Here is a 25113-nt window from a genome sequence, read left to right as displayed (position 1 = left end):
CTGCGCTGTCAGGCGAACAGACCGGTCTCGCGGCCGTCCGCACCGAGCGGACCAGGTTCCCCCGCCAGGCGGGTGTAGTACTCCACACCGTGGATCGGCTGGCCGACGTCGTTGGACAGCGCGAAGTGCGAGCCCTCCACGGTCACCTGCGTGCGATGAGCGCGCAGCGCGGCGGTCTTGGCGTCGCCGTCGCCGGTCACGCGGGTCGTGACCTGGTCGTCGGGAACGCCGAACCCGTACTCCTCGACCGAGGCCGGCAGCTCGAACGGGCCGGTCCCCACCCCCTCGGCCAGCACCGACAGCGGCATCGCGGTGGCGTAGAACCGCGACGTGCGCCAGGGCTCACCTTCCCCGAACGCGGGGTCCGCCGCCTTGACGAACGCGCGCCACGCCACCCGGTGCGCCTGGATGTGGTCGGGGTGGCCGTAGTAGCCGTTGTCGTCGTAGGTGACCATCACCTGCGGCCGCACCTCTCTGACCACCCGCACCAGCTCGGCCGCCGCCTCGTCCGGATCCGCCTGCCAGAAACAGGACGGATGCTCGTTGGACGGGGCCCCCATCATCCCCGAGTCCCGCCACCGGCCCATCCCGCCGAGAAACCGGTGGTCGTCCACCCCGAGCGCCGCGCAGGCCTTCGCCAGCTCCCCGGCGCGGTACTCCCCGAGCGCGTCCCCCGACAGATGCCGCAACTCCGGCGGAATCACCTCCCCCTCCTCACCGAGGGTGCAGGTCACCAAGCACACATGGGCTCCCTCCGCCGCGTACCGCGCCATCGTCGCGCCTGTCCCGATGGACTCGTCATCCGGATGCGCGTGCACGAACAGGACCCGCCGCTCGGCCACCATGCCTGCGAACCGCCTTCCTCACCGGGGAGAGAACCCTCTCATTGTCCGACGTCCTCATCTGCCGCGCACCCGCCGAATGCCGGCACCGCTTCGGAGGGAGGCACGCAGATGTGAGGCCGCCGGTCAGGAGCCGCGGAGCCAGGCGGTGGTGTCGGGGGGGAGGAGGCCGGAGGCCAGGGGGGTGCTGGTGAGGAGGATCTCGGTGTTCCGGGGGAGGGGAGTGGGGGTGGGGGAAAGGTTGGTGATGCAGGTGAGGCCGGTGTCCCGGGTGAAGGCGAGGACGGAGTCGGGGGTGTCGAGCCAGGTCAGGGTGCCGTCGCCGCCAAGGTCTCGGCGGATTCTCAGGGCCTGGCGGTACAGGGTGAGCATCGAGGTGGGGGTCGTGGATTGGGACTCGGCGGTGAGGGGGGCCCAGTCGGTCGGCATGGGGAGCCAGGGGGTGCCGGTGGTGTAGCCGAAGGGAGGGGTGGTGCCGGACCAGGGGAGGGGGACGCGGCAGCCGTCGCGGCCGGGGTCGGTGTGGCCGGAGCGGGTCCAGATGGGGTCCTGGCGGAGGTGGCCGGGGATGTCCTCGACCTCGGGGAGGCCTAGTTCTTCTCCCTGGTAGATGTACATGCTGCCGGGGAGGGCCATGGCGAGGAGGGCTGCGGCGCGGGCTCGGCGCAGTCCGAGGACGGGGTCCGATGGCATGCCGTGTTTGCGGTCGGCGTGGTCGAAGGAGGTGTCGGCGCGGCCGTACTTGGTGACGGGACGGGTGACGTCGTGGTTGGACAGGACCCAGGTGGCGGGTGCGTTGACGGGCTGGTGGGTGGCCAAGGTGGTGTCGATGGACTTGCGCAGGGCCGTCGGGTCCCAGGGGCAGGAGAGGAAGTCGAAGTTGAACGCGGTGTGCAGCTCGTCGGGACGCAGGTACAGCGCGAAGCGTTCCTGGTCGGGGAGCCAGACTTCCCCGATGAGCATGCGGTCGTCGTACTCGTCGGCGACGGCGCGCCAGCCGCGGTAGATGTCGTGGACCCCGTCGTGGTCGGTGTAGGACTCGGTGACGCTGGTGAAGTCCTTGATGAGGACGGCGGCCGAGTCGATGCGGATGCCGTCGACGCCGCGGTCGAACCAGAACCTCAGCACGTCGTGGAACTCGGCGGCGACGTCGGGGTTGCTCCAGTTGAAGTCGGGCTGCTCGGGGGCGAACAGGTGGAGGTACCACTGGCCGTCCGGCACCCGGGTCCACGCGGGGCCGCCGAAGATGGACTGCCAGTCGTTCGGCGGCTGGTCGCCGCGTCCGTCGGCGAACCAGAACCGTTCGCGCTCGGGGGAGCCGGGGCCGGCGGAGACGGCCTGCACGAACCATTCCTGCTGGTCGGAGCCGTGGTTCGGCACGACGTCGATGATGGTCTTGATGCCGGCGTCGTGTGCCTCCCCGATGAACGCCTCGGCCTCGGCGAGGGTGCCGAACAGCGGCTCGATGTCCCGGTAGTCGGCGACGTCGTAGCCGCCGTCGGCCATGGGGGAGGGGTACCACGGGTTGAGCCAGATCGCGTCGACACCGAGTTCGGAGAGGTACGGCAGGCGGGCCCGGAGTCCGGCCAGGTCGCCGACGCCGTCGCCGTTCCCGTCGGCGAAGCTGCGCAGGTAGACCTGGTAGATCGCGGCTCCCCGCCACCACGTTTCGGACATGCTGGGGTGTCTCCTTCTCGGATCGGTGTGTGGCGGACGCCGTGGACAGGCACGGCGTGCGCCGGGTTCGGATCGTGTGTGGCGCGCGCCGTGGACAGATACGGCGTGTGCCGGGTCGGTTACCTCTGGTGTCCGGCCGGGGCCGGTCGGGCCGGTGGACGCGGCGGTGGGGGGACGGTGCGGCCGCGTCAACCTTTCAGGCTTCCGGCGGTGAGACCCGCCATGATGCTGCGCTGGAACACGAAGAAGATCACGATGGCCGGGATGCTGGCGATGACGAGTGCCGCCATGAGCACGTTCTGCGGCATCTGCGCCGACAGCGAGGAGATGCCGACACTGATCGGCATCTTGTCGGAGTCCGGCAGCACCAGCAGCGGCCAGACGAAGTCCTTCCACACGCCGACCACCGCGAGGATCGACACGACTCCGATGATCGGCCGGGACACCGGCAGCACCACCGACCACAGGATGCGTGCCGGCCCGGCCCCGTCGATCGATGCGGCTTCGAGCAGTTCACGCGGTATCGAGTCGAAGAACCTCTTGAGCAGGAAGATGAAGAACCCGTTGGCCGCGGCCGGCAGCCAGATGGCCCACGGCGTGTTGATGAGGTTGAACCCGAGGATCGGCAGGTCCTTCACCGTCAGGTACGCCGGCAGCAGGATCACCATCGGCGGGATCATCAGCGTGGCGAGCATCAGCCCGAGCACGGCCTTGCCGAGCACCGGCCGCAGCTTGGACAGCGCGTACGCCGCGGTGACGTCGATGGCGAGGGTGAACAGCCACGCGCCGGCGGCGTAGATCACGGTGTTGCGCAGGAACGTGCCGAGTTCGAGCTGGTCCCACGCCTCGGCGTACACGTCGAAGTTCAGCTCGTCCGGGAAGAACGACGGCGGTATCCGCGCGAGCTCGTCGGGGGACTTCAGCGCGCCGGTGACCATCCAGTACAGCGGGAACACGAAGACCGCGGTGAAGCCGAGCACCACGGAGGAAAGGACGATCCAGTAGATCACCCGGCCCCGGGTGGTGCCGAGCGTGTGCGGGGACACCAGGCCTCTGAACTGCTGACGCGGCGCCTTGCGGCGGCGCTTCTCGGGGGCCGGTGGCGGCGCGAGCGGGGGGCGGCTCGGCCGCAGCCGGGGGCCGGAGTCCTGGACGGTGCCGTGCGACATCGGTACGCCACTCCTTAGTTCGCGTCGTCCCGCGAGACGCGGAGGTAGACGGCCGAGAACACCATGAGGACGAGCATCAGCATCAGGCCGAGCGCGCCGCCGCCGCCGAAGTTCCCGAAGCTGAACGCGTACTGGTACATCAGGTACGCCACGGTGACGGTCGCGTTCTCCGGGCCGCCGCCGGTGAGCAGGTACGGCTCGATGAACACCTGCATGGTGGCGACGATCTGCAGCAGCAGCATGACCAGCAGGATCAGCTTGGTCTGCGGGATCGTGACGTGCCACACCCGGCGCAGCAGCCCCGCGCCGTCCAGCTCGGCGGCCTCGTACAGGTCGCTCGGGATGCTCTGCAGCGCCGCCAGGTAGATCAGTGTGCCGGTGCCGAGGTTCATCCAGGTGGACACGAGCACCAGCGAGATCAGCGCCGTGCTGGTGGAGTCGAGCCAGCTCAGCGCCGGCAGGTGCGCGAGGCCGAGTATCTGGTTGAACAGGCCCGGGCCGGGGTCGTAGAACCACTTGAAGAGCAGGACCGCCACCGCCGGCGGCAGCATCACCGGCAGGTAGACCACGAACCGCAGGTACGCCGTGGCGTGCCGCAGCTCGTTGAGCACGAGAGCGATGACGAACGGCACCGCGTACCCGACGAGCAGCGCGAGCCCGGTGAACGCCGCGGTGTTGAGCCAGGCCGCGGGGAACGCCGAGTCCTCGATGACGGTGCGGAAGTTGTCCAGCCCGACCCACTCGGCCGGCCCGACGAAGTTCGTCTTCTGGAAGCTGAGCAGGAACTCCCGCACCATCGGGTACCACGAGAAGAACGCGAAGCAGATGAGCGCCGCGCACAGGAACCCGTACGCCGTCAGGTTGCGGCGGAACGCGCGCCGGAACCCGCCGGGATCGCGGCGCGTGGTCATGGTGGTCATCGGTTGGTCTCCTTCGGCGGTCGCGGCGGGGTACCCGGCCCCGGGTCGCGGGGCCGGGTACCCCGGAGGTCAGCTGGACCTGGCCAGCATGGTGTCGACCTTCTTCTCCGCGTCGGAGAGTAGCTGGTCGATGTTCGCGTCCTGCCTGGTGAGCACGGCCGACATCGCGGTGTCGAGGATCGCGTAGATCTCCTGCGCCTTCGGGGGCTCCAGCTTGAACTGGACGTTGGCCGTGCCGTCGACGTACGGCTTGAAGTGGTCCACCGGCACCGTGGCGAACTGCGTGCGCAGCTCGTTGATCTTCTGGCCGGGTGCCGTCGCGCCGTACAGGTCGGTGGCCGGCAGGCCGACCGGCAACCCGTCGTTCTTGGCGCGCTCGTAGTCGAACTGGCCCTGGCCGGGGGTGAGGAAGCGGTACTCCAGCCACAGCAGACCGGCCTTGATCTGCTCAGGCGTGGCCTTGGGGTTGAACATGTACCCGTCGCCGCCGCTCAGCGAGTACGTGGCCTCCGGCAGTGACGTGACGCCGTAGTCCTCGAACTTGCCCTTGAAGTCGTTGTTGACGGCCTGAACCACGTCCGGCGCGCCGATCATCATGCCGAGCCTGCCGCTGCCCATCATGCGCATGAGGTCCTCCCAGCGCAGCAGCTGCTTGGTCCCCATGCTGTCGTCGGTCCAGCGCATCTGCTTGAGGTTCTCCAGCACGGCCTTGCCTTCAGGCGAGTTGAACGCCGCCTTCTTGCCGTCGGGGGTCACCATGTCGCCGCCGCGGCCGTACAGGGAGGAGGTGAAGTGCCAGCCGCCGGTGTTGCCGGCGCTGTACTCGCCGTACCCGACGTAGCCGGGGCCGAGTGCCGCGATCTTCTTGGCGGCGGCCTGCACCTCGGCCCAGGTCTTCGGCGGCGCGTCGGGGTCGAGACCGGCCTGGGTGAACAGCTTGCGGTTGTAGACCAGGCCCGTGCCGTAGTTGGTGCGCGGGACGCCGTAGAGCTTCTCTCCCTCCTTGAAGACGCTGATGACGTCGGGCCGCATGTCCTTCAGCGTGGTGAGGGTGGAGGCGTACGGCGTGATGTCGGCCGCCTGGCCGGACGCGATGATCTTGCGTACGTCGGTGTAGTAGACGTAGAAGAGGTCCTCCATCTCGCCGCCGGCGAGCTTGGCCTGGAACGTCTCGGGGACGATGCAGGGGAAGGCGTCCTTGCTCTCGATCGTGATGTTCGGGTGCAGCTTCTGGAAGGCCGCCACGTCGGCGTCCCACTGCGCGCGTTCCTTGGGGTTGCTCTTCGGCGGCTGGCACCCCACCGAGATCGTCACAGGAGCGTCGGCCGCCGCCGGGCCCGCGGGTGACGAACCGGCGCCGGGGGTGTTGCCGGAGCCGCCACATCCCGCGGCGGCGAGCGCGAGCCCTGCGGTGAGCAGGATCGCGAGGTTGCGGGGTTTCATGGGTCTGTTCCCTCCTGGACGTGCCCCCGACGACGAGGCTGAGGTCGTGATCAGGCATCGCGAACCGGTTGGGAGCAACATATAGAGACAGACATATGTCAGCAAGACCCTGGTTAGTGTGATGCAAAAAAGTGACAGTGTTCTGGCTCGGGGTCGGTACGGCAGAGGAGGCGGGCCGAGGACGCCTCCTGGCTGGCGCGATACCCGTGTTCGCCGGGATCGACGGACCATCCGGCGGTCGCCGGGGTCGCAAAGGTGAGGCGGAATCCCGGAAGAGGCGACGCCTGCCGCCGCATCTGGTCGGCAACCTGGTGCCGCCGGCATCGTCGGACGTCGGTCTGGCGACTGACTGGCACGGATCAGTCGTATGCTTGCCGACTTCCGTCAAAAGATTGCGGACATCTGTACGCCGACTTAAGCTGCGAACAGCCCGCGCGTATCGACCCGCGTCCCCGATCGGGGTGCCGGGGGAGGGAGGACGCACCGTCTCCCGGCACCCTCACCGCATGAGAAAGCGTCCGCCGGGGCCCGGACGGCGGACGCGGTCACCACACCCGCCACCGGGCTCCCGGCGGACGCCTCGCTGCGGACCCCGGCCGTGCGGCCGGGCTGACGGCCCTCGTCCCGTGTGCGGGACGCGGGCCCGGCGGCCGTCAGACGATCTGGTTGGCGACGTGGAAGGAGACGCCGCCCTGGTCGTCCACGTCGGCGTCGAGCGACTTGTCGTCGAGGACGCTCGCGGCGACCGGGTCGAGGTAGACCCTGGCCCCCGCGCTCTCGACGACCTTGTCGCTGCTCTCCGGCCCTTCGGCCACGGACAGCATCAGCGAACCGGCGTCCTCGTCCTGCGACGAGATGCGGATGCCCCTCTCGCCGGGCTCGTCGGCCTGCGCGTTCAGGTCGCGGATCACCTTGGCGGCGGTATCGGTCAGCGTGAGCATTACGTCTCCTCGCTGGGTTGGGTTTGGGTTCGTCCGGTCTAGTCCCGCCCTAGCCGTTCCTTCAGCCGATAAACCCACATAAAGATCGATCCACGCTAAAAGAGGGAAAAGCTGGAACGGTGGCCACGCGGTGCTGAATAGTGGTCACAGCGGGCCACGACGGCGGCCCGCACGAGGGGTGGGAGCGGTCGATGGTCGTCGTCGGCACATGGAACCTGGAGAACCTCTACCGGCCCGGCGGTGAGTTCGGGCCGGTCGGCGAGCAGGACTACCGGGCCAAGCTGGCCGCGATGGCCGCCACGATCAACGGGTTCGCCCCCGATGTGCTCGGTGTGCAGGAGGTCGGACAGCCCGAAGCGCTCGCCGACCTGGTGGCCGAGCTCGGCGGCGAGTGGCACACGGTGCTGTCGGGCCACCCCGACGCGCGCGGCATCAGGGTCGGGGTGATCAGCCGGCTCCCCCTCGCCGCGCAGGCGGACGTCACGGCGTTCACCGCGCCGCTCGCCGCCGTGCAGACCGCCGACACCGGGCCGCTGACCGGCCAGACCAGCCGCGGCATGCTGGCCGTACGCACCGAACCGGCCCCCGGCGTCACCCTGGACGTCGTCGTGGTCCACCTGAAGTCCAAGCTGCTGAGCTTCCCCGGCGGCCGGTTCCAGCCACGCGACGAGGGGGAACGCGCCAGGTACGGCGCCTACGCGCTGTACCGGCGTGCCGCCGAGGCCACGACCCTGCGCGGCGTCGCCGACCGGCTGACCGGCGGCGAGGGGCAGCATCGGCCGGTGGTCGTGTGCGGCGACTTCAACGACGAGCCGCAGGCCGCCACCACGCAGATCGTCCTCGGCCCGCCGGGCTCCGAGCTCGGCACCCCCGGCGCGTTCCGGCCCGACCGCGGCGACCCGTGGCGGCTGTGGAACCTGTACTCGCTGCTCCCCGAGGGGGAGCGCTTCTCGCGGGTGCACAACGGCCGCGGTGAGCTGATCGATCACATCCTGGTGAGCAGGGCCTTGCTCGACAAGGTCGACGAGATGCGCTCGGTCGTCGGCCACGGCCTGCCGTCGGTCACCGAGGACCCCGGCCCGCGCAGGAACGCCACCGACTCCGACCACGCGCCGCTGTACGCGCGGCTGCGGTTGTGACGCGCCGGAGGCCTTGGGGTGCTCCGTGCGTCAGGCCGCGGCCTGGCCGCCGGTGATCTGCTCCTTCAGCGGCATGAGCGTCCCCGCGATGCCGAGGATCGTCTCGTCCGGCACCCCGAGGTGCGCCAGCGCGCCGGCGAGGTGGGTGACCACGCTGTCGAAGGCGTCCGTGGTGATGCCGAGGCCGGCGTGCGCCTCACCCATCGTCCGGCCGCGGTACTCCTGCGGACCGCCGAGCGCGGCGGCCACGAAGCCGCGCTGGTGGGCCTTCAGCTTCGTCACGTCGATCTCGGCGAAGTAGCCGGCGAGCGTGGGGTCGGCCAGCACGCGCGAGTAGAACTCGTCGACGACGGCGGATACCGCCGCGGCCCCGCCAACCTGGTCGTATATGGACGCCATCTGGGATCACCCTCCGTGACTCGTCGGCGATGACTTCTGTCAGGAGAATCACACGAGCGCGTTTCAGCCCCATGTCCCGGCGGAAATTCGCCGTGTCCGGCCTCTCACCCGATCGACACGGCCGTAATGACGGCACCGGCCGCGCCGCGGGACGCGCACGGCCGGTGCGGTGACGGTCAGCGCCAGGTGTCGTTCCTGGTCGCGGCGCCGGAGGCGGGGGTCGTGAAGGAACGGTTCGGGTCGCTCTCCCAGGTCACCGAGCCGTCGGGGTTCTTCTTGATGTACTTGTACTGGATCGCCGTGCCGGCCGGCAGGTTCACCGTGCCGCGCCACACCGGGTAGGCCGCCGACGACAGCGGCACCGCCGCCGCCGGGCTCCACGCGCCGAGCGCCGCCACATCGCCGACCACGAAGACGTTCTGGCCCCAGTACGTCGTGGCGTCCACACCGAACGACGTCGCGACCGACGCCGCCGGCGGCGGGCCGCCGACCCTGATGGCCACCGCACTTTTGGCCGGTACGGTCACGGTGGCGGTCCCGCCGGCGGCGACGGTCACCGCGCCGCCGCCGATCAGGTCGGTGTACGTCCCGGCAGGCAGGCCCGTGGGGAACGTACCGGTGTGCGGGCCGCCGCCGTTGTTGATCGCGACCCATCCGGCGGACCCGCGGCCGAACGCGATGACGTCGGTGTCCGGCGCGCTCCAGTTCGTCACAGAGGTGCCGCGCACCGCGTTGCGGAAGCCGACCATGGCGGTGACCGCCGCGTCGCGGTGCAGGCACGTCCACCCCGACGAGCAGTTCGCCGCGGTGACGTACCCGTTGCCGTCCGACGGCGGCGAGGCGTCGTTGTCGGTGAACGTGAAGCCGTCGTAGATCTGCGGCGCGCCGTGCGTCCAGGCGAGCTGGAAGATGTTCGCCAGGGTGTAGGTCGCGCCGTCCTTGTAGGTGAGGGTGGAGCCGTCGCGCTCGGTGTCGTGGTTGGTGACGAACGTGACGGCTTTGGCGCTCGGCTGCATGCCTCCCCATGTGGCGCCGAAGGTCTGCAGGTCGGAGATCGATCCGGAGAACTTCTCCTTGAGGTAGCGGCCGTACTGGAAGTCCAGCACGTCGGCGAGCCCGGTGTACTGGCTCGGCTGCACGGCCTCACCGGCGCCGTAGATGACCTCCTGGAAGATGTACGGCGAGCCGGTCAGCCTGCCGTAGATCGACGACAGGTCGGTGGGACTCATGTGCTTGACCGCGTCCACCCGGAAGCCGTCCACCCCGAGGGACGTCAGGTCGTTGAGGTAGGCGGCGATGCGGGACCGCACGTACTCGGCCCCGGTGTCCAGGTCGGCCAGCCCGACCAGCTCGCACCGCTGCACATTCGCGGCGTTGCCGGTGTAGTCGCCGCCGTGGATCAGGTTGTCGGAGTTGCCGCACGCGGCGGGGTAGTAGTGGAAGTCGGCCCCCGAGTACGTGCCGGGGTAGGTGTACTTGGTGAAGCTCCTGCCGCCGTACGACACCGAGCCCTGACCGGTCATGTGGTTGACGACGGCGTCGGCGTACACCTTGATCCCGGCGGTGTGGCACGCCTGCACCATCGAGGCGAACTGCGCGCGCGTGCCGAGCCGACCGTTCACGTCGTACGCGGCTGGCTGGTACAGCTCCCACCACGAGTGCGTGCCGGAGCGCTTCAGCGAGTCCTGCGGCGGGGACACCTGCACGCCGCCGTACCCGGCGGGGCCGAGCACGTTCGTGCACTCGGCGGCCACCGACGGCCAGTTCCAGGTGAACAGGTTGGCGATGACGTCCTTGGTGCCGGGTGGCGCGGCCTGCGCCGGCTGCGGCACGGTGAGCAGGGCCGCGAGGCACGCGACCAGCGCGGCCGGCGCGGCAAGGGGACGAGGACGTGATCGGGGTGATGTGCGGGATCTCACGCGGGGGGCCTCCAGGCTCGATGGACGGGTTCCCCGCCGGGCCGGGTGCGGCGACACCCGGCCCGGCGTCCCTCCGGGGACGGGAGGGGACGTCTTGCGCCGCTAGCTCCGGACGAACACCGCGACCGTGCGGGCCGGCACGGTGATCGCGCCGGTCGCGGCGTCGAACGCCGACCGCTTGACCACCGGGTCGCGGCCTGCCGCCTGCGCCGGGTGCAGCGCCGCCGTCGCGCCGCGCAGCGCCGGCACCGACGCCGTACGCTCACCGGGGGTCGCGTTGAACACCACCGTGATCGACTTCCACCTGGGGTCCACGCCGGCGGTGTCCAGGTGCATGGCGATCAGGCCGGGGTCACCGGACTGCACGGGGAACGTCAGCCGCCGCTGCACCTCGGCCAGGGACCCGAGCCCGCCGAAGGCCGGCGAGGACGCGCGTACCCGCAGCAGGTCCCCGGACTGCGCGCGGGCCGCACCGATCGCCGCGCAGTCCGGCCGCAGCGCCGGGTCGGCCAGCAGCGGCCGCGCGTACGGCCACTTGGACGCGTTGTCCCCGGCCGGTGGCAGGCCGCCGCCGAAGCCGTTGCCGGCCGCGCAGTCCCACAGCAACCGGTTGAACCAGTCACCGGAGTCGTAGGAGTTGCGGTCCAGCGACTTGGACCGCAGCCGCTCGCTGCCGGCGTGCCAGAACGCGGTCCCCTGGGACAGCACCGACGCCGCCAGCGACAGCGACTGCATGCGCACCCGCTCTGCCATCGGGGTGGACGGCGGCAACTTGTAGGCGAGCGCGTCGAACAGCGTCTCGTTGTCGTGCGCGTCGACGTACGTCACCGCCTCACCCGGCGCCGCGGTGTACCCGGCGGGGGAGCCGTTGTAGTCGACCTGCGCGCCGGTCACCTCCTGCCCCGAGGACCCGGTGAACCGGTAGTCCTTGAGGTTCCCCGCGAGTCCCACCTTGATCAGGTCCTCGTAGTGGCGCAGCCGCGTGGCCTGCTGAGCCGCGTCGCCGTTGGCGGGGGAGCCGTTGGGGGTCCCGGCGAGACCGGAGCCGAAGCCCTGCACGCGGGGGTCGGCGTCGAACGGGCCGCCGCCGCGCACCGCGTCCCGCAGCCGGTCGTTGAACGTGCCGATGCCGGTCCCGGCCATGTTCGCCTGCGTGGCCTGCGGGAACCGCGCGCCGTCCGCCACCTCGCCGAAGTTCCAGCCCTCGCCGTACAGGACGATCGCCTTGCCGTCCACGCCGTCCTTGGCGAGCGTCAGCTTGTCCAGCGCGGCCCGCACCGCCACCATGTTCGCCTTCGGGTGGTGGCCCATCAGGTCGAAGCGGAAGCCGTCCACCTTGTGCTCCTTGGCCCAGGTGACCACCGAGTCGACGACGAGTTTCCCCATCATGGCGTGCTCAGGCGCGGTGTTCGCGCAGCAGGTCGACGTGGCGAGGGTGCCGTCCTCCAGCAACCGGTGGTAGTAGCCCGGCACGACGCGGTCCAGCACCGATTTGGGGTCCTGGCCGGCGGCGTAGGTGTGGTTGTAGACCACGTCCATCACCACACGCAGCCCCGCGCCGTTCAGACCGGCCACCATCTCGCGGAACTCGCCGATACGGCGCGTGCCGTCGGGGTCGGAGGCGTAGGAACCCTCAGGCACGGTGTAGTGCACCGGGTCGTAACCCCAGTTGAACGAGTCCTTGGCGGCGGTGCGCGCCACGCAGGCCTGCTGCTGCTCGGAGTCGGCCGGCATGGCGGCGAGGTCGCAGTCCGGTTCGGTACGGTCGGCGCGCCGCTCCGGCACGCTGCCGATGTCGAACGCCGGCAGCAGATGCACATGGGTGAGGCCGTCGGCGGCGAGGGCCTTGAGCTCCTTCATGCCGGCCGAGTCTCCGGTGAACGCCGCGTACGTGCCGCGCCTGGCCGCCGGCACCGTGGCGTCCGAGGCGGAGAAGTCCCGCACGTGCAGCTCGTACACCGACGCTCTGCCTTGCGGCACCGCCGGCGGTTTGCGCAGCGAGGCCCACCCGGCGGGCCGCAGCGCGCGGTCGGACAGGTCGGCGAGCTGGCTGCGCGCCGAGTCGGCCGCCAGGGACACGCTGTAGGGGTCGGTCACCTCGTTGACGACCACACCGCGGGCCGCCGGCGCGTACACCGTGACCAGGAAGGCGTAGTAGCGGTCCCGCCACGACGCCGCGCCGCGCACCGACCACACGCCGGTCGCGTCGTCGCGCCGCATCTCGTGCACGGTACGGGGACCGCCGCGCGGGTCGCGGTACAGGGCCAGCTCGACCTTGGCCGCCGTCGGGGCCCACACCGACACCCGCGGCGTGCCGGACGACCAGACCGGCCCGAGCGCGGCCCCGGTGGCCGCGGCGTACAGGTCGTCGAGGACACCGGGGATCTGCACGCCGGTCGCGGTGAGCAGAACCCCCGCGGCGCTCCGTTCCAGCGCCACCACCTGGCCGCGCAAGGCGGTGCGCACCAGGTCGGCGTCTCTGGAGTCCACGGTGAACGTGCTGTAGGCGGCCAGGTGCGGCCACTTGGCCTTCTGCGCGTCGCTCAGGCCGGCGCCGGGGGTGAGGCGGACCAGGTGGATGTCACCGGTGAGGTCGCCGCCGGCGTACGCGATGTCCCCCTTGGGGGAGAACGCCAGCGCGTACGCCGACGAGGCGGACGGCTTGACGTCCCAGGCGACGGTGTTCCGGTCGATCCAGTGCGCGCGGGCTTTCGACAGGTCGGCGTCCGCACCCCGCGCGGGAGGCTGCGGCAGCAGGTGGCCCGGGGTGGCCGCGAGCAGCCACACCTCGCCGCCGGTGGCCGCGAGGTCCAGCGACTGGTCGTCCGGCAGGTCCTTGTCGTCACCCTTGTGGATGATGTAGCTCAGGCTGGTCGCCCCCTCGGCGAGCGGCACCCGGAAGTACACCCCGAAGCGGTCGCTCCCCGCCGGCCGGATCGGGGTGGCCCACTCGGTGGGGTTCGCCGCGCCGCTCCAGACGTGCAGCCCCCAGCCGTCGTGGTTCCCGTCCGCGCGGCGGTAATGCAGCACCGCGACGTTCTCCGCCGCGGCCCGCGTCGGGTGGATCGTCGCGTCCTGCGAGTTCACGTACGCCTCGGGCCGGGTGGCCGGCACGAACGACTGGTCGGGGCCGGGGTCCTTGGCGTCACCCTTGTGCACGATGAAGTTCAGCGGCGCGGCCGGGTCCTTCAACGGGACGTGCCAGAACGCGCCGTAGGAGTCGGTGCCGTCCGGCACGCGCGGCGCGGCCCAGTCGGTGCCGGCGCCGTCGGCGATCGCGTCACCCCACAGGTGCAGCCCCCAGCCGTCGTACCGGCCGTCGGGCCGGTGGTAGCGGATCGTGGCGAAGCCCTGCGCGGCGGCGCGAGAGGTGAAGGTGTCCGGCTTTCCCTCCGCCAGCCAGACCTCGCCGTTCCGCGCGGGGTCGATCAGCCGGTCGCCGCCGTCCTTCTCGTCCCCCTTGTGCGCGATGATCCCGACACTGGTGGCGCCGGGCTTCAGCTTGATCCAGGCGAACCGGCCGTAGGCGTCCTCGCCGTCGAACGGCACCGGCGCGTCCCACGCGGTGGGGTTCTCGACGTCCCCCCACACGTGCAGGCCCCAGCCGTCGTACGCGTCGCGCTTGTAGTGCACCACCAACCAGTCCCGCGTGACCGCGCCAGGCGCCGGCGGATCCTCCGGCTTCCCGACCGTCGCGCCGGCGGACGCCGAGGCGATCCGGCCCGCGGAGTCCTTCACCACCGCCTTGTAGGTGACCTTGGTGCCGGGGGCCAGCCCGTCGAGGTCGTGGTACACGCGGAACAGCCGCCGGCCGTCCACCAGGGACGGCGCGTCGTCGGTGCCGAGCACCTTCCACGCACCCTCGCCGATCCTCACGGCGAACGTCACCTGGTCGAACCCGGCACCGGGGACGGTAGCCCCGACCGGGACCCGGTCGTCGGCCGGCGGCACGAGCTCGGCCCCCGGCAGCACCACCGCCACCGCCGGCCCCTGCGCCGGCGCGGCCAGTGGCGCCGCCGCGCGGTAGACCACCGCCGACAGCGGCGGCACCGTCAGCCGCACCGTGCGGTCCCGCGCCGAGGTCACCGAGGCAGCGCCGCCGCCGTACACCCTGGTGAAGCCCAGGCCGGCCGAGTACGTCGGCACGTCCGCGGTCGCGGCCGTCGCGGCGTTGTTGACGGCGACGACGTACTCGACCCGCTCCTTCGCGCCGATCCGCGAGAACGCGTACAGGCCACCCTCGGCGAGCCGCTCCACCTGCGCGCCGTCGGCGAGCGCCGGATGCGCGTCACGCAGCGCGGCCAGCGCCTTGACCCCCTGGTAGACGGGATGCGTCGTCACGTAGTTGTCCCGCGCGTGCGTGGCGTCCGTGCCGATCAGGTCGTCGGTGAGATAACTCGCCGTACGGGACGCGAACATCGTCTGCCTGGCGTCCTTGTCGCCTCCCTTGCCGGTGAACCCCTGCTCGTCGCCGTAGTACACCACCGGCTGACCCCGCGTGAGGTACATCAGCTCGTGCGCCAGCAGGTCACGCCGCAGCAGCTCCGCGTCCGCGGCCCCCGGCCTGTCCTGGGTGACGAACCTGCCGATACGGCCCATGTCGTGGTTGCCGAGGAACGTCGGCAGCGACTGCGCACCCCCGTCCGGCTTGGTGTGCCGGTCGTCGCCGTCGTACAGCCGCGCCAGCCGGTCGGCCCCCGCCGTCCCGCCGGCGAACGACCGCGCCGCCTCCTGGAACGGGAAGTCGAGTGTCGCGTCCAGCCGGCCCCGCGTGGAGTACCTGCTGGTCACCGCCGGGTCCCCGGAGTACACCTCACCGAACATGAAGAACCGGTCGTTGCCGAGCTTCGCCGCGTACCCGTCGAGCGCCGGCGCGAACCGCTGCCAGAACCCCATGTCGACGTGCTTGGCCGTGTCGATGCGGAACCCGTCGATCCCGGTCTCCTTGACCCACGTCCGGTAGATGTCGATCATCCCGCGGGCCACCTCGGGCCGCTCGGTCCACAGATCGTCGAGCCCCGAGAAATCCCCGTACTCGTCGTTCTCGCCCCCGCTGAACGACGAGTTCCCCCGGTTGTGGTACATCGTCGGATCGTTCAGCCACCCCGGCGTCTTCACCCCCTTACGCGCCTCAGGCGTGTAAGGAAAAGAATCCGCGTCCACCTCGGGGAACCGGTCACCCCCCGCGAAATCACGGTCGTCGAACGGCCGTCCCGAGGTGTCGACGTACGGATAGGCACCCTTGCTCCGGTAGGTGTACGTCTTCTCGCGGTAGTCGACCACGTCGGCGGTGTGGTTGGTGATGATGTCGAAGAAGACCTTCATCCCCTTGCGGTGCGCCTCCCGCACCAGGCGCTTCATATCCGCGTTCGTCCCGAGATGCGGATCGATGGAGGTGAAGTCGGTGATCCAGTATCCGTGGTACCCCGCCGACACGTCGTTCCCGCTCCCCTGAACGGCACGATTCCTGAACGACGGCGTCAGCCAGATCGCCGTCGACCCCATTCCCTTGATGTAGTCGAGCCGCGAGATCAACCCCGCCAGATCCCCACCCTGGTAGAACCCCTTGTCCTGCGGGTCGAACCCCGTGACCAGCCGATCCCCCGACATCCCACCCCGATCGTTGCCGGCGTCTCCGTTGGCGAACCGATCGGTCATCACGAAGTAGAACCGCTCCCGCGACAGATCCCCCCGAGGCGCGTCCCGCGCCAGCTCCATGTCCCCCGCCTCGAAGTCCCGCCGCGTCCCCGAGACCAGCGGCCCCACCGCTTCCCGCGCGACCACCCCTGCCTTCCCACCCTCGGCCTCCGCCACGGCCCCCGGCCCCGTACCGGCCAGTCCCACCCCGGCCAGCAGCACGACCAGGGCCGCCACTCCCCGCCGTCCTCGCGCACTCGACCATCTGACGGACCATGAGCAGGACGGCCGGATCACAGGGCCTCCAATGTCGTATTTCACAGGCGTTGCCCGGAAGTTACTCAGATCTTGCAGCCTATGCAATGGTTTTCAGAAATTTCCTGCAAGGCGGCAAGCGTGGGATATGGGTGATTTGTGGGGTTTTGTCGGATTGTCTGGTCACCCCTGTGCCGCTGGCCATGCGCACTCCCCGGTGGTGGGCTGATGGTGTGCGGCCGGTCCGGGACGTGCCGCGCGAGAAGGGGTCGTGGCCGGGAAAGAAAGGCGCGCCTATCCGGACGGATTCCTTATCTCACAACGGGCCGGTGCCGGTTGTTGGCTGATGATCCGCTCACGTGGGCCGTGCGCGCGTGCACGTGATCGGGTCACGTGTGGAGTGGAAGGTCCCCGCCGGGAATTCCTGTGCCGGGAAGGACCGGGAGGTGTGCGTGATTACGCGGTTACATGCCTGCTCCGTGGACGTGTCCGCGGTTTTACACCGGCCGAAATCGGCTGTCCACATGCGAGGTCAGAGATGAGTGCGCGATGCGGAAAGAATCCGAACGATTATCTGGGATCTTTTCCTCGGACGTGCGGTGACTTACTATTGCGGAACATTCGAAGCCGGGTGACGTAGGGCGGCGAGGAGTGTGCCTGCTGGTGAGGGTGCGGGCTTTCTGCCCGTGGAGGCGACGAGTTTTGTCGGTCGGCGGCGGGAGGTCGCCGATGTGGTGCGTGCGCTTGAGGAATCGCGCCTGGTCACGCTGACGGGGGTGGGTGGCGTCGGGAAGACGCGGCTTGCTCTTCGGGTGGTGCGTGAGGTCAGAGCGCGGTTTCCCGGGGGTGTGCGGTTGGTGGAGTTGTCCTCGGTGCGGAGGCCCGAGTCGCTGAGGGAGGCGATCCGTTCGGCGATCGGGGAGAGAGAGGCCGGAGGGGTGCGGCGGTCGCTGCTCGTGCTCGACAACTGTGAGCATCTGGTGGAGAGCGCGGGGCCGCTGGTGGACGAGTTGATCTCGGGGACGCCTGGGCTACGGGTCATGGTGACCAGCCGGCGGGTGCTCGGGGCCGTGGGGGAGTCGGCGTACCAGGTCGAGCCGCTGCCGATCGACGGATCGGCCGACGGGAGCGCGGGGGGACAGCCGGAGGCGGTGACGTTGTTCGCCGACCGTGCGGCCGGGCTGATGCCGGGGTTCGTGCCGACGCCGGAGGTCGCGTTGCTGTGCCGCAGGCTGGACGGCATACCGCTGGCCATCGAGCTCGCGGCCACGCGGCTGCGCACGATGTCGTTCGACCAGATCATGGGGCGGATCGACGACCGGTTCTCGCTGCTGTCGGGGTTCGCGCGCACGCCGGTGCGGCGGCACCGGACGCTGCGGATGGCGATCGGGTGGAGCCATGAGCTGTGCGAGCCCGAGGAACGCATGCTGTGGGCCCGCCTGTCGGTCTTCTCCGGGGACTTCGACCTGCCGGCGGCGCGAACGGTGTGCGCGGGGCCGGCCGCGGCCGGTGGGGTGCCGGAGGCCGAGGACGTGCTGTCGCGGCTGGTGGACCGGTCGATCGTGCAGAGGGTGGTTTCGGGCCGGGTCGTGCGGTACCGGATGCTGGACACGGTGCGTGAGTACGGCGGTGAGTGGCTGCGGCGGCTCGGGCTGGAAGGCGAGACACGGCGGCGGCACCGCGACCACTACCTGGCGCTCGCGCGGCGGTTCGACCGCGAGTGGTTCGGGCCGTCGCAGATGGACTGGCACGACCGCATGATCCGCGAGCTGCCGAACCTGCGCGCCGCGCTCGACTTCTCGTTCGCCGACCCCGCCGAGCAGGCGCGCGGGGTCGAGATGGCGGCACGGCTGGCGTACTTCTGGATCGCCTGCGGGTTCGTCTGCGACGGCCGGCGCTATCTGAGTGCTGCGCTGTCGCACCTGCCGGACGTGCCGCCGGGGGAGGGGGTGAACCGCGCGCTGTGGGTGGGGGCCTGGCTGGCCGACGTCCAGGGGGACCTCGACCAGGCCAACGACCTCGCCACCGAGTGCATGTCGCGGTCCTTCGCCGTGCTGGACCGCGCGTCGGCGGGCTGGGCCACGGCGTGCTGTGCCACCACGGGGCTGCGCTGGGGGTACCTGCCGGAGGCGCTCGGCATGTACGAGCGGGCCCGCCGGACCCATGAGGAAGGCGGCGACCTCGGCGCGGGGCTCGCCACGGCCCTGGTGGGGGAGGCGTACGTGCTCGCCAGGCTCGGCCGCCGCGAGGAGGCCATGGCGCGGCTGCGCCGGCACAGGTCCCTGTGCGACTCGCTCGGGGACATCTGGATGCGGTCGTCGGGGGACTGGGTGCGCGGCTTCATCGAGCTGGAGGAGGGGGACGCGGCGTCGGCGGCGCGGTTCTTCCGCGCGTCGCTGCGGGCCAAGCACCTGCTCGGTGACAGCCTCGGAATGACGACGGCCGTCTCCGCGCTCGCCGCGGCGGCGGCGAGGAGCCGGGACATGGAACGCGCGGCACGTCTGCTCGGCGTGAGCGAGCTCATCGAGCTCAGCTTCGGGCTGCGCGTGTCGATCTCCCCGCCGGACGACGTCCGCGAGGCGACCGAGGATCTGGCCCGCTCCGCGCTCGGCGCGGACGACTTCACCGCGGCCTTCCAGCGCGGCCGGGCCATGGACGTCGAGGCCGCCGTCGCGTACGCACTGGAGCCGCCGTCACCGGTCCCCGCCGGCACGGACGGCACCGACGGCGCCGCTCGCACCGAGGACTGAACGCAGGTCCTCCCACGGGGGTGTTGCCATAATTGCCAGAAATGACATTATTCACCCATGCGAGACGCCTTGCGCGAGGAAACCGAGCGCCTGCTGACGATCCAGGACGACTTCGAGCGCTTCCGGGCCGCGACCCGGATGCTGGTCGATCTGGACGACCTGATCCTGGAGATCTCCAGGATCAGGAACGAGAGCGCCTCCCGGATGCAGATCAGGCCGATCCTCCAGCCCGCGCGCTCGGACGACTCGCTGCCGGAGGACGCCAGAGCGCTGCTCGACTGCCTGCGGCGCATCGGAGCCGAGCGGTTCCGCCGGCGTGACGTGTTCCGGCGCATGGCCCGCCGCTTCAAGACGGTCGCCGCGATGGTCCCCGCTCTCGACCTGCTGGAAGGCGCTGGCTACATCCGCAAGGTGGAACCGGTCGCCGAGCCGGGACAGCCGGGCCGCCGTCGTTCCCCCGAGTACGAGGTCCGGTTCTGAGGCGACCACCAGGCCCGGCGGCCGTCAGGTCGCCGGGACGAGGTCTCCGGGGTCCGGCGGCAGGGAACGCCACTCGACGGCGGACGGCGGGATGTCGCGCGCGGGCCGGTCGGCGGTCTCACCGGCCGGCGTGACCGAGCCGCCATCCGGGCCGCCACCGGAGCCGCCACCCGGGCCGAGGCTGCCAGGAGGAAGCCCGAGCGCGGTGCCGAGATCGTCGTACATCTCGAACGACCCGTACAGGCCGGTGATCGTCAGGATGCGCAGCAACGTGCCGTGGACACCGGCGACGCGGAGCGGCACGCCGGTCTCGTGGCTGCGCCGCAGCACGCTGATCAGCTCGCTGAGGCCGACGGAGTCGCAGAAGCCGACCCCGGTCAGGTCGAGGACGAGCGCGTCCACCCCTGGTGCGTCCCAGGCGGTGGTCAACCCTGACCGTAGGGCGAAAGAGGAACGGTAGTCGAGGTCTCCCTCCGCGCTGACGACGATAACGTCGTCTCTTTTGTGCGATGAGACGGTGAGCCCCGGTCGCGGCTCGGCCCCGTGCTGCATGATCACTCCCTCAGACCTGCGGGTTTCACGGCAGGCGTTGCCTCCCTTCCTACCAGTTCCTGACGCTTTCTCGATGCCTTGACCGGGGTCGGTTCCCGTGGAGGGCCGGCGGAAGGCGGCCGAAGACCGCCGCGGGCCGTCCGCAGACGGTCGTGACCAGGGGAAGTCCGGAAGAGGTGTCAACGGCCGAAAATATACCTTTCTGACCCCTTTCTGGGGTTACTTCTACCAATCAACGGACAGGGGATGACCAATCAGCCAGTAAGCAGGAAGGAACCGTCATGGCCGCGACGCCGCACAACGGAGCCGGCCGGGGAGACGACCGACCGGTGCTGACCGACCGGCAGGGACACCCGGTGTACGACAACCAGAACCAGCGCACTGTCGGCGCCAGAGGCCCCGCGACGCTGGAGAACTACCATTTCCTGGAGAAGATCAGCCACTTCGACCGTGAGCGCGTCCCCGAGCGGGTCGTGCACGCGCGTGGCATCACCGCCTTCGGATATTTCGAGGCCACCGGCCTGCTCGGCGACGAACCGATCTCCCGGTACACCAGGGCCAAGCTGTTCGCCACCCCCGGCAAGCGCACCGACGTCGCCGTGCGTTTCTCCACGGTGATCGGCGGACGCGACTCCTCCGAGGCCGCGCGCGACCCGAGGGGCTTCGCCGTCAAGTTCTACACCGAGGACGGCAACTGGGACCTGGTCGGCAACAACCTCGGGGTGTTCTTCATCCGCGACGCGATCAAGTTCCCGGACGTCATCCACGCGCTCAAGCCCGACCCCGTCACCTTCCGGCAGGAACCGGCCCGGATCTTCGACTTCATGTCGCAGACGCCGGAGAGCATGCACATGCTCGTCAACCTGTTCAGCCCGCGCGGCATCCCCTCCGACTACCGGCACATGCAGGGATTCGGCGTCAACACCTACAAGTGGGTGAACGAGCGCGGCGAGACCCACCTGGTGAAGTACCACTGGCTGCCTGAGCAGAACGTCCGCAGCATGACGGCGGCCGACGCCGCCAAGGTGCAGGCAGGGGATCTCGGGCACGCCACCAGGGACCTGCAGGAGGCCATCGAGCGCGGCGACCATCCGCAGTGGCGGCTGGTCGTGCAGATCATGAGCGACGAGGAGCACCCGGAGCTGGACTTCGACCCGCTGGACGACACCAAGACCTGGCCGGAGGAGCAGTTCCCGCCGCGGCTGGTGGGACGCATGGTGCTCAACAGCAACGTGAGCAACTTCTTCACCGACAACGAGCTGATCGCGTTCGGCACCGGTGTGCTGGTCGACGGGCTCGACTTCTCCGACGACAAGATGCTGGTGGGCCGCACGTTCTCCTACAGCGACACCCAGCGGTACCGCGTCGGGCCGAACTACCTGCAACTGCCGGTCAACCGCGCCAAGAACGCCGACGTCCGCACCAACCAGCGGGACGGCTTCATGGCCTACGACCAGGGGAACGCCGAGGAGTCCCCGCACGTCAACTACGAGCCGTCCATCCTCGGCGGCCCGCGTGAGGCCCCCGCCCCCGGCCACGACGAGCAGGGCCCCGTGATCAATGCCCGGCTCACCCGCAAGCGCCTGCCGCGGACCAACGACTACAAGCAGGCCGGCCAGCGCTACCTGCTGATGGAGCCGTGGGAGCGCGACGACCTGGTGTTCAACTTCACCGACGCGCTGCGGCAGTGCCCCCGGCCCATCCAGGAGCGCATGGTCTGGCACTTCCTGATGGTGGAGAACGACCTCGGCCTGCGCGTCGGCGAAGGCATCGGCCTGTCACCCGAGGACGTCGCGCACCTGGAGCCGCTTCCCGGCCAGATCCTCGACGACGAGGAGCTGGACCGCCTGGCGAACCTCGGCAAGAATCCGGCGAGGGACGTCACCGGCCTCACCATGACGCACTGCGTCCCCGACGAAAGGTACATGCCGTAGGCCGTCGCCACCCGCGTCCCCGCCGCCAGGGCCGGGACGCGGGAGTCGCGGGCCCGCGTGTGGCGGTAGCGTGCACGCATGCGTGAGGTTCAGTGGCGGGTACGGCGTGAGTTCACCCTTGCCAAATGGGCCGGCGCGGCCGGGTTCGCGGTGATCGCCGTGGTGCTGCTGGCAGTGGACCGCCGCGGCATGCTGCTGTGCGCCGGCGGCGCCGTCCTGCTCGGCGGCTTCGCCGTGCGCGACACCCTGGCCCCCGTCCGCCTGGCCGCCGACGACCTCGGCCTGACCGTGGTGACCGGCCTCAAGGCCCGCCACCTGGTCCCCTGGCGCGACGTCACCCGCATCAGGGTGGAACCCAACGCGCGCTACGGCCTGCGCTGGGACATGCTGGAGATCGAGACCGAGGAGAACCTCCACACCTTCTCGTCCCACGAACTCGGCGCCTCCTGCGTCTCGGTCGCCGAGGAACTGTTCCGCCTCAGACCCACCTGACACACGGGCCCACCGGACGCGGGTATGCGCGCGATCGGTGGCGCGGCCGGGTGGGTAAAGACCCGGTGTGGACCTGGCGACGGCGGCGGACGAGCTCTACGGCCTCGCGCCTGAGGAGTTCACCGCCGCGCGGACCCGTCTGGCCGCCGAGGCCAAGCGCGACGGCGATCCCGTGCTGGCCAAGCAGGTCACGGCCCTGCGCCGGCCCACCGTCTCGGCCTGGGCCGTCAACCACCTGGTCCGTGCCTCTCCACCCGAGCTGGATGACCTGCTGGACCTCGGTGAGCGACTGCGGTCGGCCTGGGAGGCGGGGGAGCCGGTGGCCGGGCTCGACCAGCGGCGCGCCGGACTGGTCACCGCGCTGATGCGCACCGCGTCCGCGCTCGCCGCCTCCGCCGGTCGTCCCCTGCGCGAGCCGGCGGCCCGGGAGGCCGAGGACACCCTGTACGCCGCCACCATGGACCCGGTGGTGTCGGACGAGGTACGCGCGGGCCACCTCTCCCGGCCTCGCCGCCATGTCGGCTTCGCCCCCGCGGCCCCGGCCCGCGCGCCTGAGCCGCGGCAGGAGAAGAAGACCCCCGCCAAGGCGCCCCGGCCCTCCGCCGAGGACCGCCGTACCCGCGAAGAGGACCGTCGCGCCAGGGAAGAGGAACGCCGCAGGAGGCGACGCGAGGAGCGCGCCAGGGCCGCGGAGGCGGAGGCGGACGCCGCGGCCGAGGCGCTCGCGGAGTGGAGTGCCGAGCGGGACGAGGCCCGCCGCGAGTGCGCCGAGGTCACCGAGGAGGCCGGCCGCCTGCGTGAGCGCCTGCGCGAGACCCTGGCGCGACAGGAGTCCCTGACCAGGCGCCTGGAGACCGCCGAGCGGGAACACACCCGCGCCGAGCGCCGCGCCGCCGAGGCCCGCCGCCAGGCGCAGGAGGCACGCGACCTGGTGTGACGGGCTACTGCCTGGCGGTGGCGTGCCTGCCGCGGTGGCCCGTGCCGGCGCGGCGGGGGGAGAAGGTGACCAGCGCGGCACGCGCGGCGGGCCGCACCGGTGCGGCGGAGGGGACCTCCCCGGCGTCCGGGACGCTCGCGTCGCGGTACGGCGGCCGGTGGCGGGGGATGAGCAGCGTGAACACGGCGCCGACGACGGTGACGGCGGCACTGATGACGAAGGTGACGCGGAAACCGGCGGCGCTGGTCGTGGTGACCGTGCCGGACGTCACGGTGTGCGCGGCCATCACGGCGCCGAGCACGGCGCTCGCGACGGTGGAGCCGAAGGTCCGCATGACGGCGTTGAGGCCGTTGGACGCGGCGGTCTCCGAGGCCGGAACGGCACTCATGATCAGGTTCGGCATCGCGGCGTAGGCGAACCCGACGCCGAAGCCGATGAGGACCGAGGTGAGGATCATGTGCCAGACCTCGGTCATCAGCACGAGACTGACGGCGTAGGTGACCCCGATGAGGATGATGCCGATCAGCAGCGGCACCCGCGGCCCGCGCGACCTCGTGAGACGTGCCGCGAACGGCGAGGTGGCCCACATGACCAGGCCGCACGGCATGAGGCACAGGCCGGCGACCAGCATGTTCTGGCCGAGGCCGACACCGGTGCCGGTGGGGGACTCCAGGATCTGCGGGAACATCACCACGGTGCCGAAGAAGCCGAAGCCGACGGTGATCGAGGCGATGTTGGTGAACAGCACGGGCCGGCGCGCGGCCACCCGCAGGTCGATCAGTGGACTCGGGACGCGCAGCTCGTAAAGGCCCCAGATCGCGAAGACGACGACGCCGCCGATGAGGCATCCGAGCGTCGCGGGGCTCGTCCAGCCCCAGGTGTTGCCCTCCGACACGCCGAGCAGCAGCGCCACCAGTCCGGCGGCGAGCCCGAGCGCGCCGATCAGGTCGAACGATCCGTGGTCGCGCGGCCCGCCGGAGGGGACCACCCGCCACACGAGCAGCGCGCCTGCGACGCTCAGCAGGCCGGACATCACGAAGAGCAGGTGCCAGTCCAGGTACTGCGCGATGTAGGCCGACAACGGCAGCCCGACCGCTCCGCCGACGCCGAGCGTGGCGCTGACCAGCGCGATCCCGCCGCTGAGCCGGTCGCGGTGCAGCGTGTCACGCAGGATGCTGAGGCCGACCGGGATGACGCCGATGCCGGTGCCCTGCAAGGCCCGCGCGACGACCAGCGGGATCAGCGAGGACGAGAACATCGCGATGACCGAGCCCAGCCCGACCAGCCCGAGCAGGATGAGGACGACACGCTTCTTGCCGTAGAGGTCGCCGAGGCGTCCGGCGATGGGGGTGGAGACGGCGGCGGCCAGCAGCGTCACGGTGAGCACCCACTGCACGTCACTCGGCCGCGCGCCGAGGATGGCCGGCAGCTCGGGGACGAGCGGTGTGACCAGGGTCATCATGAACGCCGACACCAGGCCGGTGGCGGCGAGCGTGGCGACGACGGCTCTGTCGCTGACGGGTCTCGGCGGCGACCGGTCCTCCGGCGTCTCGTGGCCATCGGTGCGGTCGGTGTGTGCTGACACGCGTGCAGTCCTTTCCCCGGCGTGCGGTCGCGCGAAACGGCA

Annotated in this window: 17 protein-coding genes; 6 read left to right on the top strand and 11 right to left on the bottom strand. The window is 70.7% G+C overall.

Annotated elements, in window-relative coordinates; all coding sequences use genetic code 11:
- Positions 1 to 8: 8 nt before the first annotated feature.
- The 6 genes from mshB to BJ992_RS21550 all read right to left on the bottom strand — a co-directional run bounded on the left by mshB (position 9) and on the right by BJ992_RS21550 (position 6992).
- Entirely contained in the window at positions 9 to 842 is an 834-nt protein-coding gene (mshB, locus tag BJ992_RS21575; protein ID WP_184988657.1) for an N-acetyl-1-D-myo-inositol-2-amino-2-deoxy-alpha-D-glucopyranoside deacetylase, read from the bottom strand.
- Positions 843 to 968: 126 nt separating this feature from the next.
- Positions 969 to 2519 carry a glycoside hydrolase family 13 protein gene (locus BJ992_RS21570; RefSeq protein WP_184983810.1) on the bottom strand — a complete coding sequence of 517 codons (1551 nt, stop codon included), beginning with the start codon at positions 2517 to 2519 and terminating at the stop codon, positions 969 to 971.
- A 188-nt stretch (positions 2520 to 2707) separates the two neighbouring features.
- On the bottom strand, positions 2708 to 3688 hold the full coding sequence (locus BJ992_RS21565; RefSeq protein ID WP_184983808.1) for a carbohydrate ABC transporter permease: 981 nt from the start codon (positions 3686 to 3688) through the stop codon (positions 2708 to 2710).
- Positions 3689 to 3702: 14 nt separating this feature from the next.
- A complete protein-coding gene (locus BJ992_RS21560) occupies positions 3703 to 4608 on the bottom strand; it encodes a carbohydrate ABC transporter permease (protein WP_184983806.1) in 906 nt (301 codons plus the stop codon).
- Between the two features lie 69 nt (positions 4609 to 4677).
- Positions 4678 to 6051, bottom strand: a complete 1374-nt coding sequence (locus BJ992_RS21555) for an extracellular solute-binding protein (protein ID WP_184983804.1) — start codon at positions 6049 to 6051, stop codon at positions 4678 to 4680.
- 653 nt (positions 6052 to 6704) lie between these two features.
- The gene (locus BJ992_RS21550; RefSeq protein WP_184983802.1) at positions 6705 to 6992 is read right to left on the bottom strand and encodes an iron-sulfur cluster biosynthesis family protein; all 288 of its coding nucleotides are present in this window, start codon (positions 6990 to 6992) and stop codon (positions 6705 to 6707) included.
- Positions 6993 to 7132: 140 nt separating this feature from the next.
- Between BJ992_RS21550 and BJ992_RS21545 the strand changes: the two genes are divergently transcribed.
- Positions 7133 to 8131: an endonuclease/exonuclease/phosphatase family protein gene (locus tag BJ992_RS21545; protein WP_221474920.1), complete on the top strand. Its 999-nt coding sequence runs from the start codon at positions 7133 to 7135 to the stop codon at positions 8129 to 8131.
- A 30-nt stretch (positions 8132 to 8161) separates the two neighbouring features.
- Here BJ992_RS21545 and BJ992_RS21540 read toward each other — a convergent pair whose 3' ends face one another.
- The 3 genes from BJ992_RS21540 to pulA all read right to left on the bottom strand — a co-directional run bounded on the left by BJ992_RS21540 (position 8162) and on the right by pulA (position 16323).
- A complete protein-coding gene (locus BJ992_RS21540) occupies positions 8162 to 8530 on the bottom strand; it encodes a group I truncated hemoglobin (protein ID WP_184983800.1) in 369 nt (122 codons plus the stop codon).
- 176 nt (positions 8531 to 8706) lie between these two features.
- Positions 8707 to 10449: a carbohydrate-binding module family 20 domain-containing protein gene (locus tag BJ992_RS21535; protein WP_184983798.1), complete on the bottom strand. Its 1743-nt coding sequence runs from the start codon at positions 10447 to 10449 to the stop codon at positions 8707 to 8709.
- 102 nt (positions 10450 to 10551) lie between these two features.
- On the bottom strand, positions 10552 to 16323 hold the full coding sequence (pulA, locus tag BJ992_RS21530; RefSeq protein ID WP_343072791.1) for a pullulanase-type alpha-1,6-glucosidase: 5772 nt from the start codon (positions 16321 to 16323) through the stop codon (positions 10552 to 10554).
- A gap of 749 nt (positions 16324 to 17072) precedes the next feature.
- Here pulA and BJ992_RS21525 point away from each other — a divergent pair.
- Both BJ992_RS21525 and BJ992_RS21520 read left to right on the top strand, forming a co-directional pair.
- Complete coding sequence (locus BJ992_RS21525) at positions 17073 to 19091, top strand: ATP-binding protein (protein WP_184983796.1); 2019 nt, start codon at positions 17073 to 17075, stop codon at positions 19089 to 19091.
- Positions 19092 to 19148: 57 nt separating this feature from the next.
- Entirely contained in the window at positions 19149 to 19571 is a 423-nt protein-coding gene (locus BJ992_RS21520; protein WP_184983794.1) for a hypothetical protein, read from the top strand.
- Positions 19572 to 19595: 24 nt separating this feature from the next.
- Here the strand turns inward: BJ992_RS21520 and BJ992_RS21515 are convergent, their stop codons facing one another.
- Complete coding sequence (locus BJ992_RS21515) at positions 19596 to 20123, bottom strand: STAS domain-containing protein (protein ID WP_184983793.1); 528 nt, start codon at positions 20121 to 20123, stop codon at positions 19596 to 19598.
- A 281-nt stretch (positions 20124 to 20404) separates the two neighbouring features.
- Between BJ992_RS21515 and BJ992_RS21510 the strand changes: the two genes are divergently transcribed.
- The 3 genes from BJ992_RS21510 (at position 20405) to BJ992_RS21500 (ending at position 23486) form a co-directional block, all read left to right on the top strand.
- Positions 20405 to 22057, top strand: a complete 1653-nt coding sequence (locus BJ992_RS21510) for a catalase (RefSeq protein WP_184983791.1) — start codon at positions 20405 to 20407, stop codon at positions 22055 to 22057.
- Positions 22058 to 22135: 78 nt separating this feature from the next.
- Positions 22136 to 22549, top strand: coding sequence for a PH domain-containing protein (locus BJ992_RS21505; protein WP_184983789.1), 414 nt, complete (start codon positions 22136 to 22138; stop codon positions 22547 to 22549).
- 67 nt (positions 22550 to 22616) lie between these two features.
- Complete coding sequence (locus BJ992_RS21500; RefSeq protein WP_184983787.1) at positions 22617 to 23486, top strand: hypothetical protein; 870 nt, start codon at positions 22617 to 22619, stop codon at positions 23484 to 23486.
- Between the two features lie 4 nt (positions 23487 to 23490).
- Here the strand turns inward: BJ992_RS21500 and BJ992_RS21495 are convergent, their stop codons facing one another.
- Positions 23491 to 25071 (bottom strand): MFS transporter, encoded by a 1581-nt coding sequence (locus BJ992_RS21495; protein ID WP_221474919.1) that lies wholly within the window; start codon positions 25069 to 25071, stop codon positions 23491 to 23493.
- Between the last annotated feature and the right edge of the window lie 42 nt (positions 25072 to 25113).

Source organism: Sphaerisporangium rubeum (genome assembly GCF_014207705.1).
GTDB classification, from domain to species: domain Bacteria; phylum Actinomycetota; class Actinomycetes; order Streptosporangiales; family Streptosporangiaceae; genus Sphaerisporangium; species Sphaerisporangium rubeum.
Note: the sequence above shows the minus strand (reverse complement) of the source record. Positions and strands in the feature narration are given on the sequence as shown.

Excerpts from the sequence above, each read along its gene's own strand:
- BJ992_RS21560 (WP_184983806.1), bottom strand. The coding sequence starts at position 4,608 with ATGACCACCATGACCACGCGCCGCGATCCCGGCGGGTTCCGGCGCGCG.
- BJ992_RS21510 (WP_184983791.1), top strand. The coding sequence starts at position 20,405 with ATGGCCGCGACGCCGCACAACGGAGCCGGCCGGGGAGACGACCGACCG.
- BJ992_RS21570 (WP_184983810.1), bottom strand. The coding sequence starts at position 2,519 with ATGTCCGAAACGTGGTGGCGGGGAGCCGCGATCTACCAGGTCTACCTG.
- BJ992_RS21555 (WP_184983804.1), bottom strand. The coding sequence starts at position 6,051 with ATGAAACCCCGCAACCTCGCGATCCTGCTCACCGCAGGGCTCGCGCTC.
- BJ992_RS21505 (WP_184983789.1), top strand. The coding sequence starts at position 22,136 with ATGCGTGAGGTTCAGTGGCGGGTACGGCGTGAGTTCACCCTTGCCAAA.
- BJ992_RS21515 (WP_184983793.1), bottom strand. The coding sequence starts at position 20,123 with ATGCAGCACGGGGCCGAGCCGCGACCGGGGCTCACCGTCTCATCGCAC.
- BJ992_RS21520 (WP_184983794.1), top strand. The coding sequence starts at position 19,149 with ATGCGAGACGCCTTGCGCGAGGAAACCGAGCGCCTGCTGACGATCCAG.
- BJ992_RS21550 (WP_184983802.1), bottom strand. The coding sequence starts at position 6,992 with ATGCTCACGCTGACCGATACCGCCGCCAAGGTGATCCGCGACCTGAAC.
- BJ992_RS21565 (WP_184983808.1), bottom strand. The coding sequence starts at position 3,688 with ATGTCGCACGGCACCGTCCAGGACTCCGGCCCCCGGCTGCGGCCGAGC.
- BJ992_RS21540 (WP_184983800.1), bottom strand. The coding sequence starts at position 8,530 with ATGGCGTCCATATACGACCAGGTTGGCGGGGCCGCGGCGGTATCCGCC.